This window comes from Enterobacter sp. DSM 30060 (assembly GCF_013375955.1).
Classification (GTDB): Bacteria; Pseudomonadota; Gammaproteobacteria; order Enterobacterales; family Enterobacteriaceae; genus Enterobacter; species Enterobacter intestinihominis.
The window spans coordinates 1,367,828-1,380,511 of record NZ_CP056118.1 but is presented as its reverse complement, the minus strand read 5'-3'; the positions used below and the strand labels follow the sequence as shown (position 1 = coordinate 1,380,511).

General features: G+C 57.7%; 14 protein-coding genes. 8 read left to right on the top strand and 6 right to left on the bottom strand.

Annotated elements, in window-relative coordinates; translation table 11 throughout:
- Window positions 1-42 precede the first annotated feature (42 nt).
- Entirely contained in the window at window positions 43-600 is a 558-nt protein-coding gene (locus HWQ15_RS06620; protein WP_022649677.1) for a DcrB family lipoprotein, read from the bottom strand.
- A gap of 72 nt (window positions 601-672) precedes the next feature.
- Window positions 673-1,338, bottom strand: a complete 666-nt coding sequence (locus HWQ15_RS06615) for a 7-cyano-7-deazaguanine/7-aminomethyl-7-deazaguanine transporter (protein ID WP_022649676.1) — start codon at window positions 1,336-1,338, stop codon at window positions 673-675.
- A gap of 169 nt (window positions 1,339-1,507) precedes the next feature.
- Here HWQ15_RS06615 and tusA point away from each other — a divergent pair, with 169 nt between their 5' ends.
- The 4 genes from tusA to HWQ15_RS06595 all read left to right on the top strand — a co-directional run bounded on the left by tusA (window position 1,508) and on the right by HWQ15_RS06595 (window position 4,775).
- The gene (gene tusA, locus HWQ15_RS06610; protein WP_000130627.1) at window positions 1,508-1,750 is read left to right on the top strand and encodes a sulfurtransferase TusA; all 243 of its coding nucleotides are present in this window, start codon (window positions 1,508-1,510) and stop codon (window positions 1,748-1,750) included.
- A 234-nt stretch (window positions 1,751-1,984) separates the two neighbouring features.
- On the top strand, window positions 1,985-2,956 hold the full coding sequence (locus tag HWQ15_RS06605) for a TRAP transporter substrate-binding protein (RefSeq protein WP_022649675.1): 972 nt from the start codon (window positions 1,985-1,987) through the stop codon (window positions 2,954-2,956).
- Between the two features lie 12 nt (window positions 2,957-2,968).
- Window positions 2,969-3,478, top strand: a complete 510-nt coding sequence (locus tag HWQ15_RS06600; RefSeq protein WP_023298808.1) for a TRAP transporter small permease — start codon at window positions 2,969-2,971, stop codon at window positions 3,476-3,478.
- 10 nt (window positions 3,479-3,488) lie between these two features.
- The gene (locus HWQ15_RS06595) at window positions 3,489-4,775 is read left to right on the top strand and encodes a TRAP transporter large permease (protein WP_022649674.1); all 1,287 of its coding nucleotides are present in this window, start codon (window positions 3,489-3,491) and stop codon (window positions 4,773-4,775) included.
- Between the two features lie 89 nt (window positions 4,776-4,864).
- On the opposite strand, the gene zntA is transcribed toward HWQ15_RS06595, so the two are convergent.
- The gene (gene zntA, locus HWQ15_RS06590) at window positions 4,865-7,036 is read right to left on the bottom strand and encodes a Zn(II)/Cd(II)/Pb(II) translocating P-type ATPase ZntA (RefSeq protein ID WP_063149278.1); all 2,172 of its coding nucleotides are present in this window, start codon (window positions 7,034-7,036) and stop codon (window positions 4,865-4,867) included.
- A gap of 76 nt (window positions 7,037-7,112) precedes the next feature.
- Window positions 7,113-7,739 (bottom strand): lysoplasmalogenase, encoded by a 627-nt coding sequence (locus HWQ15_RS06585; RefSeq protein ID WP_176587384.1) that lies wholly within the window; start codon window positions 7,737-7,739, stop codon window positions 7,113-7,115.
- A gap of 129 nt (window positions 7,740-7,868) precedes the next feature.
- Between HWQ15_RS06585 and HWQ15_RS06580 the strand changes: the two genes are divergently transcribed.
- Window positions 7,869-8,228 (top strand): DUF2500 domain-containing protein, encoded by a 360-nt coding sequence (locus HWQ15_RS06580; protein ID WP_022649671.1) that lies wholly within the window; start codon window positions 7,869-7,871, stop codon window positions 8,226-8,228.
- Window positions 8,229-8,315: 87 nt separating this feature from the next.
- On the opposite strand, the gene HWQ15_RS06575 is transcribed toward HWQ15_RS06580, so the two are convergent.
- Window positions 8,316-8,597: a DUF1145 family protein gene (locus HWQ15_RS06575; protein WP_022649670.1), complete on the bottom strand. Its 282-nt coding sequence runs from the start codon at window positions 8,595-8,597 to the stop codon at window positions 8,316-8,318.
- Entirely contained in the window at window positions 8,581-9,183 is a 603-nt protein-coding gene (gene rsmD / locus HWQ15_RS06570) for a 16S rRNA (guanine(966)-N(2))-methyltransferase (RefSeq protein WP_022649669.1), read from the bottom strand. The genes HWQ15_RS06575 and rsmD overlap by 17 nt, the downstream gene beginning before the upstream one ends.
- A 126-nt stretch (window positions 9,184-9,309) precedes the next feature.
- On the opposite strand from rsmD, the gene ftsY reads away from it, so the two are divergent.
- From ftsY to ftsX, 3 genes are read left to right on the top strand one after another with little or no spacing between them, the layout of a single operon-like run.
- Window positions 9,310-10,770, top strand: a complete 1,461-nt coding sequence (ftsY, locus tag HWQ15_RS06565; protein WP_023298805.1) for a signal recognition particle-docking protein FtsY — start codon at window positions 9,310-9,312, stop codon at window positions 10,768-10,770.
- Window positions 10,771-10,772: 2 nt separating this feature from the next.
- The gene (gene ftsE / locus HWQ15_RS06560) at window positions 10,773-11,438 is read left to right on the top strand and encodes a cell division ATP-binding protein FtsE (RefSeq protein WP_006812284.1); all 666 of its coding nucleotides are present in this window, start codon (window positions 10,773-10,775) and stop codon (window positions 11,436-11,438) included.
- A complete protein-coding gene (gene ftsX / locus HWQ15_RS06555) occupies window positions 11,431-12,486 on the top strand; it encodes a permease-like cell division protein FtsX (RefSeq protein WP_022649667.1) in 1,056 nt (351 codons plus the stop codon). The genes ftsE and ftsX overlap by 8 nt, the downstream gene beginning before the upstream one ends.
- The last annotated feature ends 198 nt before the right edge of the window (window positions 12,487-12,684 follow it).

The following is a 12,684-nucleotide window of genomic DNA, read 5'->3' as shown; positions in this document are numbered from 1 at the left end:
CCCCGGCGCAAGCGACGGAGGCCACGTCATCCTGGTGAACGATTACTGGATCACGAGGGTGTTAATGATGTTTTCAGCGGTTGCCTGCGCTTTTTGCTGATTATCTGCAGGCAGAGTGATCTGCATGGTCAGCAGTTTATTATCTACCTTGCCGAGAACCACGGAGGAGTAAGCGGTCTGGCCTTTGGCGGAGATGATGCTGTCCAGCTGTTGCAGCGTGTGGCCTTTCAGCTCGATAGACTTATTGGTCACCACCTGAAGCTGCGGGTCGCGGCTGCGCTGCTGATCTTCCAGACGTTTGGACAGCACACCCAGATCTTCGCTGGTATCGTCACCGACAATCACAATGACTGCTTTTTGCCCGGTGGCATCGGAGTAGACGTGCATGTTGTTCGCCTGGGTGCCCAGCTTACCGCTCTGATCGGTCATGTCCGCGGGCAGAGAGAAACTGAGTTTGCCATCCATCAGGCTCACCGGCTGACCGGTGGCGTTGCTTTCTGCTGACGCGCCCTGAGCAGGCGTTTTGGTGTCGCTGTTATCACAGGCTGCAAGGCCAACAACCAGCAGGCCAATCCCGACATATTTAACCAGATTGCGCATTGACTTCTTCCTTTCGATAAACGGCCATAGCGGCTCATTCGTTCATCTTATCACAACTGATAAAGCGAACCCTTAACCTGCCTGCAATGCGGAGATTTCAGATTTATCTGCCAGTCTTTTCAGCAGCATATTCAACAGCACGCCGTACATCGGCAGGAAGAAGACCAGGCTGATAAGCACCTTAAAGGCGTAGTCCACCAGAGCGATTTCCATCCAGTGTTCTGCCATGAAGGCGTCCGGGCTGCGCCAGAAGGCAATGAAGAAGAAGGCCAGCGTATCGCTCACGTTACCGAACAGCGTGGAAGCCGTTGGTGCCATCCACCAGCGATGGTTCTGACGCAGGCGGTTAAACACGTGGACATCGAGGATCTGCCCCAGGGCATAGGCCATAAAGCTGGCGGCGGCAATACGCGCGACGAACAGGTTGAAATGCGTCAGGGCTTCGAAGCCCTGCCAGCTTCCCATGTAAAACAGCGAGGAGATGGCGTAGGAGACAAACAGTGCCGGGATCATCACCGCAAAAATAATCCGCCGCGCCAGCGGTGCGCCAAAAATACGCACGGTTAAATCCGTCGCAAGGAAAATAAACGGGAAACTGAACGCGCCCCAGGTGGTATGGAAACCAAAAATGGAGATGGGGAGCTGTACCAGATAGTTACTGGAGATGATCACCAGCAGATGAAATAGCGAAAGCCAGAACAACGCCTTGACGCGCTGCGATTGTGTAAAGGAGTTCATATTGTACCTTTTTGATTAATATTTGGGGTGAGGGAACCCAATAAAGCCGCCGCATGATACTGCTTTGACGACACTTTGCAATGGCTAATTTTCACGCAATCGTTAACCTGGTTTGCATTGGCGATAGCGGGGCGTAAACTACAGCCGTTTTTACCTGAACGAGAAGAACATGACCGACCTGTTTTCCAGCCCAGACCACACGCTTGATGCTCAGGGCCTCCGTTGCCCGGAGCCGGTAATGATGGTGCGTAAGACCGTCCGTAACATGCAGAGCGGCGAAACGCTGCTAATCGTCGCCGATGACCCGGCTACCACCCGCGATATCCCCGGCTTTTGTACCTTTATGGAGCATGAACTGGTAGCGCAGCAAACCGAGACCTTGCCGTACCGATATTTGATTCGTAAGGGGTAAGTGCGGCCTGATGCCCGGCGGCGCTTCGCTTGCACGGGCCTACGGGTGTAGTAGGTCGGGTAAGGCGCAGCCGCCACCCGACAAGTACTCATCACAATTTCGAACCATCGTTTCAAAATTTCGCGCTTTTTGTGAGGCGCTTCACCCTCCTTTTTCCAGCCGTAGTCTAATTTTTAAACGTCAAAAACTAAAACATCGTTTTAACGCTTATTTCACTACCCTGGAGTTGACTCAATGAAAACGACCCTCAAGCCGTTACTGGCTGCTCTGTGCCTGTCTGCTTTTGCCTGCACCGTTTCTGCCCAGACCATCAAAGCCGCCGATGTGCATCCTGAAGGCTACCCGAACGTGGTGGCGGTTCAGCAGATGGGTGAAAAACTCAAACAACAAACCGATGGCAAGCTGGAGATTAAGGTCTTCCCCGGCGGCGTGCTGGGGGATGAAAAGCAGATGATTGAGCAGGCGCAGATGGGGGCGATAGACATGATCCGCGTCTCTATGGCGCCGGTTGCCGCCATCCTGCCGGATATCGAAGTGTTTACGCTGCCCTACGTATTCCGCGATGAAGACCACATGCACAAGGTGATCGACGGGGATATCGGCAAGCAGATTGGGGACAAGCTGACCGCCAACCCGAAATCGCGCCTGGTCTTCCTCGGCTGGATGGATTCCGGCACCCGCAACCTGATCACCAAAGAGCCAATCGTTAAACCGGAAGACCTGAAAGGGAAGAAGATCCGCGTTCAGGGTAGCCCGGTGGCGCTGGCCACGCTGAAAGCGATGGGGGCGAACTCGGTGGCGATGGGCGTCAGCGAGGTTTACAGCGGCATGCAGACCGGGGTGATCGATGGCGCGGAGAACAACCCGCCAACCTTTATCGCCCACAACTACATGCCGATCGCCAAAAACTACACGCTGAGCGGCCACTTTATCACTCCGGAAATGCTGCTCTACTCCAAAGTGAAATGGGACAAGCTCAGCGCTGACGAACAGCAAAAGATCCTGACGCTGGCCCGCGAAGCGCAGTTCGAGCAGCGCAAGCTGTGGAATGCGTATAACGACCAGGCGCTGGCAAAAATGAAGGCTGGCGGCGTGAAGTTCCACGATATCGACAAAACGGTGTTCATCAAAGCCACTGAGCCGGTGCGCGCGCAGTATGGCGACAAGCATCAGGATCTGATGAAAGCCATCGCTGACGTTCAGTAATCCGGAGTACGTATGTCCGAACTCTACCTGAAGTGGATGGATCGTCTGTACCTGCTCGCCATGGCGGTGGCGGGTCTCTCGCTGCTGGTGATGACGATTGTCATCCCCATCGGCATCTTCTCACGCTACGTGCTCAATCGCGGCGAATCCTGGCCGGAACCGATCGCCATTATCTGCATGGTGACGTTTACCTTCATCGGCGCGGCGGTGAGCTACCGCGCCGGGTCGCATATTGCGGTCAACATGCTTACCGACCGCCTGCCCGCGTCGCTGCAAAGGCTGTGCGCGCGGGTAGTGGATCTGCTGATGCTGCTGATTTCTGGCCTGATGTGCTGGTACAGCTACTGGCTGTGCGTCGAGCTGTGGGAGCAGCCGGTGGCGGAGTTTCCGCTCCTGACCTCCGGCGAAAGCTATCTGCCTCTGCCTGTCGGGTCGGCCATTTTGATCCTGTTTGTGCTTGAACGCCTGCTGTTTGGCTCGCAGGAAAACCGTCCGGTCGTGCTGATCGGCAATCACAGTTAAGGGGTGAACAATGGATGCTTTTGTTTTGTTATTCACCCTCGCCATTTTGCTGGCGCTGGGGATGCCGGTGGCCTTCGCCGTCGGCTTAAGCGCCGTGGCGGGCGCGCTGTGGATTGACCTGCCGCTGGAGGCGCTGATGATCCAGATCACCAGCGGGGTCAATAAATTTACCCTGCTGGCAATCCCGTTCTTCATTCTTGCCGGGGCGATCATGGCGGAAGGGGGCATTGCCCGACGGCTGGTGAATTTCGCCTACGTGTTCGTCGGCTTTATCCGCGGTGGGCTGTCGCTGGTGAACATTGTCGCCTCGACGTTCTTCGGCGCGATTTCCGGCTCGTCGGTGGCGGATACGGCGTCTATCGGCAGCGTGATGATCCCGGAGATGGAGAAGAAGGGTTATCCGCGCGAATACGCGGCGGCGGTGACGGCCAGCGGGTCGGTGCAGGCGATTCTGATCCCGCCCAGCCACAACTCGGTGATTTACTCCCTGGCGGCGGGGGGAACGGTCTCCATCGCCACGCTGTTTATCGCGGGCGTGCTGCCGGGCCTGCTGCTGGGGGTGAGCCTGATGGTGCTCTGCCTGTGCTTCGCCCGCAAGCGCGGCTACCCGAAGGGGGACAAAATCCCGTTCAGGCAGGCGCTGAAAATTATGCTCGATGCCCTGTGGGGGCTGATGACGGTGGTGATTATCCTCGGCGGGATCTTGTCCGGGATTTTTACCGCCACCGAATCTGCCGCCGTGGCCTGCCTGTGGGCGTTCTTCGTCACCATGTTTATCTACCGCGACTACAAGTGGAGCGAACTGCCGAAGCTGATGTGCCGCACGGTGAAAACCGTCACCATCGTGATGATTTTAATCGGCTTTGCCGCGGCGTTTGGGGCGGTGATGACCTACATGCAACTGCCGATGCGCATCACCGAATTCTTCACATCGCTCTCCGATAACAAGTACGTGATCCTCATGTACCTCAACATCATGCTGCTGCTGATTGGCACGCTGATGGACATGGCGCCTATCATCCTGATCCTGACACCGGTGCTGCTGCCGGTGACCAATGCACTGGGTATCGACCCGGTGCATTTTGGGATGATCATGATGGTTAACCTGGGGATTGGGCTGATCACGCCGCCGGTCGGGTCGGTGCTGTTCGTGGCGAGCGCGGTGAGTAAGCAGAAGATCGAACACGTGGTGCGGGCGATGCTGCCGTTTTACGGTATGTTGCTGGTCGTGCTGGGGATGGTGACGTACATTCCGGCGATTTCATTGTGGTTGCCGGGGCTGTTAGGAATGCAGTGACGCGTGCGGCCTGATGCCCTCACCCCGGCCCTCTCCCGCGGGGAGAGGGGGCAAACACGAGAAACGGCAACCCGGTTGCCGTTTCACTTTTACCTTTGACGCAACAACCGCAACGCGTTCGCCGTAACCAGCACCGTCGCCCCCGTATCCGCCAGTACCGCCAGCCACAGTCCGGTCATGCCGAGCAGCGTGGTGACCAGGAAAATCCCCTTCAGACCCAGCGCAATGGCGATGTTCTGCCGAATATTGGCGCGCGTTGCCCGCGCAAGTTCTATCATCTGCGCCAGCCCGGTCAGGCGGTTGTGCGTCAGCGCCGCGTCGGCGGTCTCCAGTGCCACGTCGGTGCCGCTGCCCATCGCAATGCCGATGCTGGAAGCTTTCATTGCCGGGGCATCGTTTATTCCGTCCCCGACCATCGCCAGCGGGGCGTTGCTGTTCAGCTCGGTTACCGCGCTGACTTTATCCGCAGGCAACAATCCGGCCTTAAACTCCAGCCCCAGCTCGCCGGCAATCGCCGCCGCCGCGCGCGGATTATCGCCGGTCAGGATCACGCCCTGTACTCCCAGCCTGTGCAGTGCGTCGACGGCCTCTTTCGCATCGTCACGCAGGGTGTCGCGCAGCGCCAGCATGCCCATCGGCACACCGTCCTGCATCACGGTAATGACCGTCTGCCCGGTCTGCTCCAGCGCCTCAACCTGTGGAGTAGAGCGCGCGTCCGCCGCGGCGATCAGCACTTTTTTGCCTTCGACCACAGCCTCAATCCCTGACCCGACCAGCGCTCGCTGGGCCGTTGCCGGAGGGATGTTCAGCCCGCGCCCCTTCGCTTCACGTACAATCGCCTGCGCCAGAGGGTGGGTGGAGCCCTGCTCCACGGCAGCGGCCAGCGTCAGCAGGGCGTCTTCACTGATGTCCTGCGGATACACGCCGGTCACCTGCGGCTTGCCGACGGTCAGCGTGCCGGTTTTATCGAAGGCGATGTGCTGGACCTGGCTCAGTTGCTCCAGCGCCGCGCCGCCCTTAATCAGCGCCCCGCGACGTGCCGCCGCCGCCAGCCCGGAGGTAATCGCCGCCGGGGTGGAGATCACCAGCGCACACGGACAGCCGATCAGCAGCAGCGTCAGCCCTTTGTAAATCCAGCCCTCCCACGGTGCGCCGAAGAACAGCGGCGGGACGACGGTGACCAGCAGCGCCACCAGCATGATGGCGGGGGTGTAAATCCGGCTGAAGCGATCGATAAAGCGTTCTACCGGCGCGCGGCGCTCCTCGGCCTCTTCAATCAGCCTGAGGATGCGGTCGATGGCACTGTCGCCCGGTTCGGAAAGGACCGTCAACTGCACCAGTCGGTCGACGCTGGTGGCGCCCGCAGGCACCTTTTCACCCGCCGCGCGCGCAACCGGGATGGATTCCCCGGTCAGGGCACTTTCGTCAAAACTTGCGGTGGCGGTAACGAGGGCCCCATCGGCTGGCAGACGTCCGCCTGCGGGCACTTCAATCACGTCACCCGGGCGCAGGGTGTTGATGGCGACCGTTTCACGCTGACCATCAATAACCCGCGTGGCGGTTTCCGGCTTTAGCGCCATCAGCGCGCTCACCCCTTTACGCGCCCGGCTCGCCGCCCAGCCCTCAAGGCGTTCGCCAATTAAGAACAGCAGCAGCACCATCGCCGCTTCCGCCGTCGCGCCAATAAACAGCGCCCCGATAGCCGCCACGCTCATCAGCGTTTCGATGGCAAACCAGCTGCCGCTTCTCATCAGACGCAGCGCCTGACGGGCAATCGGGAACAGGCCAACCAGCGTGGTGGCGATAAACGCCAGGTTGCCGAACGGGTGGTTGATCTGCTCCAGCCCCCAGCTCAGGGCCAACATCATGATGAGGGTGATAAGGGGCAGGTTTTCTTTTAGCGGGGACGTTTTTTCTGCGGGCGCCGTTTCGCTGCGGAGGGTATAACCCGCTTTGCTGACGGCGGCTTCAACCTGTCTGCTGACGTCGTTTTCGGCGCTGACCAGCAGCTTTTCGGTAGCGAACAGCACCTGAACGTGGCTCACGCCCGGCACCTGCTTCACCGCGTTTTCCACTTTGCGGGCGCAGGCCGCGCAGTCCATGCCGTTGACGACCCAGCTGTAGTGATTGCCGCTTTCAGGCAGCGTTTGAGTTTGCGTTTCGCATGCGCCCTCGCAGCAGCAGTCCTCTTTTGGCGGAACCGGGCTGAGCTTAAGTGCCGAGAATTGGGGAACTTTTTTAGGTATTTCTGGAGTCGACATGGCAGTCTCCGGTAATGATAATTTTCTCATTAACCGCAGCATACACTCTGGAGTCGACTCCAGAGTCAAGCGTTATTTAGATATACAGTGAACGCACAATCAGGAAGTGTCCGGCAAAGTAACAGGCGGCAGAAATCGCATTATCCGCACGGAAGCGGCGGCGATAGTGGCTGCCCAGCCAGACGATGTTACCCAACAACAACAGTGCGGCACCGAAGAACGCGGACATCGCAGGCGCTGTCGGACGGAAGAACCACAGCTCGCCCGCCAGCCACACCATCACCAGCGTCATGGCGATAAACGTACACACCGGCAGACGCATCTCTTCCAGACGCGACCAGATCACCGCGATCAGCAGGGCGCCAATCACCAGCAGCACCAGCGGCAGCGGCCAGAAGATGGAGAGCGTCATCTGGCTGGCAAAGTAGATGGTATAGAGCAGATGCGACAGGAAGAATGCCCCCACGGCGTACAGCAGACGCTGGCGCGGCAGCAGGGTTAAGGCATCGCCAATCAGGGACGCACACAGCCCCGCGAGGACAAGATAGCTGATGGCGTTAAACATCGGTGCCTGCCAGGCAAGCAACAGCAGGAGCAATAGCGTGACGGGTTTAAACAACCAGCGCTGCCAGGCTGGGCCACGGTAAGACACATCGACGTAAAGCCATGCGGAAAAACAGACAGCGATAAATGACCAAAGCATATTAACTCCCTGTAACTGTTGAGGCTGAATGATCAGTTTCTGATCCAGTGTAGTGACGCGAGCGGGCGTTTGGCAATGCCGGGGCAGGCGAGGTATCCTGAATTCCGCATAATCTGATGGGATTTTTCAATGAGCAAGATGCCGCTGTTTTTTATTGTCGTGCTGGCGATTATCGTCATTGCCGCCTCGTTTCGCTTCGTGCAGCAGCGCCGTGAGAAGGCCGACAACGATGCCGCGCCGCTGATGCAAAAGCGCGTGGTGGTGACGAACAAGCGCGAGAAACCGCTTAATGACCGCCGATCCCGCCAGCAGCAGGTGACGCCTGCGGGCACAACGATGCGCTATGAAGCGAGCTTTAAGCCGGAAACCGGCGGGCTGGAGATGACCTTCCGACTGGAGGCGCAGCAGTACCACCAGCTGACGGTGGGGGAGAAAGGCACGCTGAGCTACAAAGGGTCGCGGTTTGAAGGGTTTGAACCGGAGCAGTAATTTTCCCCTCACCCCGGCCCTCTCCCCGATGGGGAGAGGGTGTAAGCGTCCCCTCTCCCCTTCGGGGAGAAGGTTAGGGTGAGGGGGTTACTTCTTCACCTGCGCCTTAAACTTCTTCATCCACACCAGCAGCTCAAATACGCCGAAAATAAACACCCGTAGCTGCTGCCAGCCGGTCATCGGTGGGCTATCTTTCGGCAGTCCGTTTTTCAGCATCACCATCTGCAAGGCATGCATGAACGCGGTGAAAATCAGCGCCACGTTAATGAAGATATTCAGCGGACGCGGGAACGGGTGCACCAGATTCAAAATCAAAAATGCCCAGACGCCCAGCATCAGCAAGCGCCCTACGTTAATCAGTACTGGCATCGGATCCTCCTTGTGCCTGACGGTGATACAGACGATAAGCCACCTGGCCGGCGACCTTCTCGCGGTGCAGATCCCAGTGAACGGGAACGGGCGGCAGACCATTTTCCACTTCGCTTTCAACGTAAATCAGCGCGTCGTCTGCCAGCCAGCCATTTTTTTCCAGCAACGATAATGTCTCTTCCAGCAGCCCTTTACGGAACGGCGGGTCAACAAACACTACGTTGAACGGCGTCCCCTGTTGCGCGAGGAAGCTCAGCGTGTTGGTATTCACCACTTTGGCGTTGGTTGCTTTCAGCGTAGCCAAATTTTGCTGCAACGTCTGCGCGACGCCGCGCTCCATCTCCAGTAGCGTGGCGCTCGCAGCATAGCGCGACAGCGCTTCCAGCCCTAATGCACCGCTTCCGGCGAAGCAGTCCAGGCAATGGGCGTCTACCATTGACGGGGCGAGCCAGTTAAACAGCGTCTCGCGAACGCGGTCCGTGGTAGGGCGTAATCCGGGGCTGTCCGGCACCGGTAATTTCCGGCCTCGCCACTGACCGCCGATAATGCGAATTTGACCGGCCGGGGCGCGGGTGGGTTTCTTCATCTCAGGAAAGCTCTGTTAACAATGCCCTGCGATTGCGGGCGGTGATGTCAATTAAGTAAAGTGTTAGACTATTTCATCATTTTTTTAGCTTCCCTGTATATAGCGCCGCGAGGAGTGTAGTCGCAGATGGCAAAACAAAAAAAACGTGGCTTCTTTTCCTGGTTGGGTTTCGGTGAAAAAGAGCAAGAAACAGAACAGAAAACCGAAGAACAGCAGGTTGTAGAAGAGCAGTCACAGCCTGAAACGCCTGTCGAAACCGCTGCGGTTGTCGAAGCGGAAGAGCCAGCCCACAGCAAAGAAGAGATTGAATCCTTTGCCGAAGAGGTGGTTGAGGTTACCGAACAGGTTCAGGAGAGCGAAAAACCAGAGCCGGTTATCGTTGAAACCCTTACCGAAGCGCCGCAGGCCGCTATCGAACACGAAGCGCTGCCGCTGCCGGAAGAGGTGAAAGCTGAAGAGGTTTCTGCCGAAGAGTGGCAGGCCGAAGCGGAAACCGTTGAAATTGTTGAGGCGGTGGAAGAAGAAGCGGCCCTTGAGCCAGAGCTGACCGACGAAGAGCTGGAGGCCCAGGCGCTGGCGGCGGAAGCGGCTGAAGAAGCGGTCATCGTCGTGCCGGTGGAAGAGCAGGCCGAAGAAGAGATCGTTCAGGAGCAGGAAAAACCGACCAAAGAAGGTTTCTTCGCGCGCCTGAAGCGCAGCCTGCTTAAAACCAAAGAAAACTTAGGTTCCGGATTTATCAGTCTGTTCCGCGGCAAGAAGATCGACGACGATCTGTTTGAGGAGCTGGAAGAGCAACTGCTGATTGCGGACGTGGGCGTGGAAACCACCCGGAAAATCATCGCCAACCTGACCGAAGGGGCGAACCGCAAACAGCTGCGTGACGCCGAGGCGCTGTACGGCCTGCTGAAAGACGAGATGGGTGAAATTCTCGCAAAAGTTGACGAACCGCTTAATATTGAAGGCAAAATGCCCTTTGTTATTCTGATGGTTGGCGTCAACGGCGTGGGTAAAACCACCACCATCGGCAAGCTGGCGCGCCAGTTTGAGCAGCAGGGCAAATCGGTGATGCTGGCGGCGGGCGATACCTTCCGTGCGGCAGCGGTGGAACAGCTCCAGGTGTGGGGCCAGCGCAACAATATTCCGGTCATTGCCCAGCACACCGGCGCGGATTCCGCGTCCGTGATTTTCGATGCCATCCAGGCGGCGAAGTCGCGTAACGTGGACGTGCTGATTGCAGATACCGCAGGGCGTTTGCAGAACAAATCGCACCTGATGGAAGAGCTGAAGAAAATCGTTCGCGTCATGAAGAAGCTGGACGAAGATGCACCGCATGAAATTATGCTGACTATCGACGCCAGCACCGGACAGAACGCCATCAGCCAGGCGAAGCTGTTCAATGAAGCGGTAGGACTGACCGGGATCACGCTGACCAAGCTGGACGGCACCGCGAAAGGCGGGGTGATCTTCTCCGTGGCCGACCAGTTCGGCATTCCTATCCGTTACATCGGTGTGGGCGAGCGTATTGAGGATTTACGTCCGTTTAAAGCGGACGACTTTATTGAGGCACTATTTGCCCGAGAGGACTAACAATGATTCGCTTTGAACACGTCAGCAAGGCCTATCTCGGCGGGAGACAAGCGCTACAGGGGGTAACATTCCACCTCCAGCCAGGCGAGATGGCATTCCTGACCGGCCATTCCGGCGCGGGGAAAAGTACCCTGCTCAAGCTGATCTGTGGGATCGAGCGGCCAAGTGCCGGGAAAATCTGGTTCAGCGGCCATGAAATTAGCCGTCTTAAGAACCGTGAAGTGCCGTTCCTGCGTCGTCAGATTGGCATGATTTTCCAGGATCACCACCTGCTGATGGATCGCACGGTTTTCGATAACGTCGCGATCCCGCTGATTATTGCCGGCGCCAGTTACGATGATATCCGCCGTCGCGTTTCGGCGGCGCTGGATAAGGTCGGGCTGCTGGACAAAGCGAAGAACTTCCCGATCCAGCTCTCCGGCGGTGAGCAGCAGCGCGTGGGCATCGCCCGTGCGGTGGTGAACAAGCCTGCCGTCTTGCTGGCGGATGAACCGACCGGTAACCTGGACGATGCCCTCTCTGAAGGGATCCTGCGTCTGTTTGAGGAATTTAACCGCGTGGGGGTCACGGTACTGATGGCGACGCACGACATGGGGCTTATCTCACGCCGTTCGTACCGCATGCTGACCCTGAGCGACGGGCATTTGCACGGAGGCCACGGTGAATAAGCGTGATGCAATGAACCAGATACGGCAGTTCAGCAACCGGTTTGACCGTTTCCGCAAGCCTCAGGGCGGCGGGGACGGCAATCGCCATGCGCCTAAGCGTGCCAAAGCGACACCGAAACCGAACTCCCGTAAAACCAACGTCTTCAACGAACAGGTGCGCTACGCCTTCCAGGGCGCGTTGCAGGATCTAAAAAGCAAACCGCTGGCGACGTTCCTGACGGTGATGGTGATTGCCATCTCCCTGACGCTGCCCAGCGTCTGCTACATGGTTTACAAAAACGTGAACCAGGCGGCGTCCCAGTACTATCCGTCGCCGCAGATTACCGTTTATCTGGATAAAGCCCTCGACGATAACGCGGCGGCTCAGGTAGTGGGGCAGATTCAGGCCGAGCAGGGCGTGGAGAAGGTGAACTATCTTTCCCGCGATGAAGCGCTGGGCGAATTCCGCAACTGGTCCGGGTTCGGCGGCGCGCTGGATATGCTGGAAGAGAACCCGCTGCCCGCCGTGGCGGTGGTGATCCCGAAGCTCGATTTCCAGGGCACCGATTCGCTCAACACCCTGCGCGACCGCATTACCCGCATCAATGGGATTGATGAAGTGCGCATGGACGACAGCTGGTTTGCCCGTCTTGCCGCCCTGACCGGGCTGGTGGGGCGCGTATCGGCGATGATCGGCGTGCTGATGGTGGCGGCGGTGTTCCTCGTCATCGGTAACAGCGTGCGCCTGAGCATCTTCGCCCGTCGCGATACCATCAACGTGCAGAAACTGATTGGCGCAACGGATGGTTTCATCCTCCGCCCGTTCCTCTATGGCGGCGCGTTATTAGGTTTTTCTGGTGCATTTCTTTCATTGATTTTGTCAGAAATTTTGGTGATGCGGCTGTCGTCTGCCGTCACCGAGGTGGCGCAGGTTTTCGGAACGAAGTTTGATATCAGTGGCTTAGGGTTCGATGAGTGCCTGCTGTTGCTGCTGGTCTGCTCCATGATCGGCTGGGTGGCGGCATGGCTGGCAACGGTTCAACATTTACGCCACTTTACTCCCGACTAATAAAAGCGTGATATAATCTTTCCCTGCACCGAGATGTTCGCTTGCAGGGAAAGCGTCCCTGTTGTCTCTTCCCCTGTAATCATCTTCATGTCACATTTTGTGCGTAATTTATTCACTGTTGCACCTGGAACTTGTGGATAAAATCACTGTCTGATAAAAGAGTGAATGCTAATCTCGTTGCTCAAACGCTTTGGCATG

Coding starts and splice junctions, on each gene's coding strand:
- HWQ15_RS06575 (WP_022649670.1), bottom strand. CDS start 8,597: ATGCCAGTACTGATTAACGTAGGGCGCTTGCTGATGCTGGGCGTCTGG.
- HWQ15_RS06620 (WP_022649677.1), bottom strand. CDS start 600: ATGCGCAATCTGGTTAAATATGTCGGGATTGGCCTGCTGGTTGTTGGC.
- HWQ15_RS06580 (WP_022649671.1), top strand. CDS start 7,869: ATGAGCAAGATGCCGCTGTTTTTTATTGTCGTGCTGGCGATTATCGTC.
- HWQ15_RS06605 (WP_022649675.1), top strand. CDS start 1,985: ATGAAAACGACCCTCAAGCCGTTACTGGCTGCTCTGTGCCTGTCTGCT.
- tusA (WP_000130627.1), top strand. CDS start 1,508: ATGACCGACCTGTTTTCCAGCCCAGACCACACGCTTGATGCTCAGGGC.
- HWQ15_RS06595 (WP_022649674.1), top strand. CDS start 3,489: ATGGATGCTTTTGTTTTGTTATTCACCCTCGCCATTTTGCTGGCGCTG.
- HWQ15_RS06600 (WP_023298808.1), top strand. CDS start 2,969: ATGTCCGAACTCTACCTGAAGTGGATGGATCGTCTGTACCTGCTCGCC.
- ftsE (WP_006812284.1), top strand. CDS start 10,773: ATGATTCGCTTTGAACACGTCAGCAAGGCCTATCTCGGCGGGAGACAA.
- HWQ15_RS06615 (WP_022649676.1), bottom strand. CDS start 1,338: ATGAACTCCTTTACACAATCGCAGCGCGTCAAGGCGTTGTTCTGGCTT.
- HWQ15_RS06585 (WP_176587384.1), bottom strand. CDS start 7,739: ATGCTTTGGTCATTTATCGCTGTCTGTTTTTCCGCATGGCTTTACGTC.
- ftsY (WP_023298805.1), top strand. CDS start 9,310: ATGGCAAAACAAAAAAAACGTGGCTTCTTTTCCTGGTTGGGTTTCGGT.
- zntA (WP_063149278.1), bottom strand. CDS start 7,036: ATGTCGACTCCAGAAATACCTAAAAAAGTTCCCCAATTCTCGGCACTT.
- rsmD (WP_022649669.1), bottom strand. CDS start 9,183: ATGAAGAAACCCACCCGCGCCCCGGCCGGTCAAATTCGCATTATCGGC.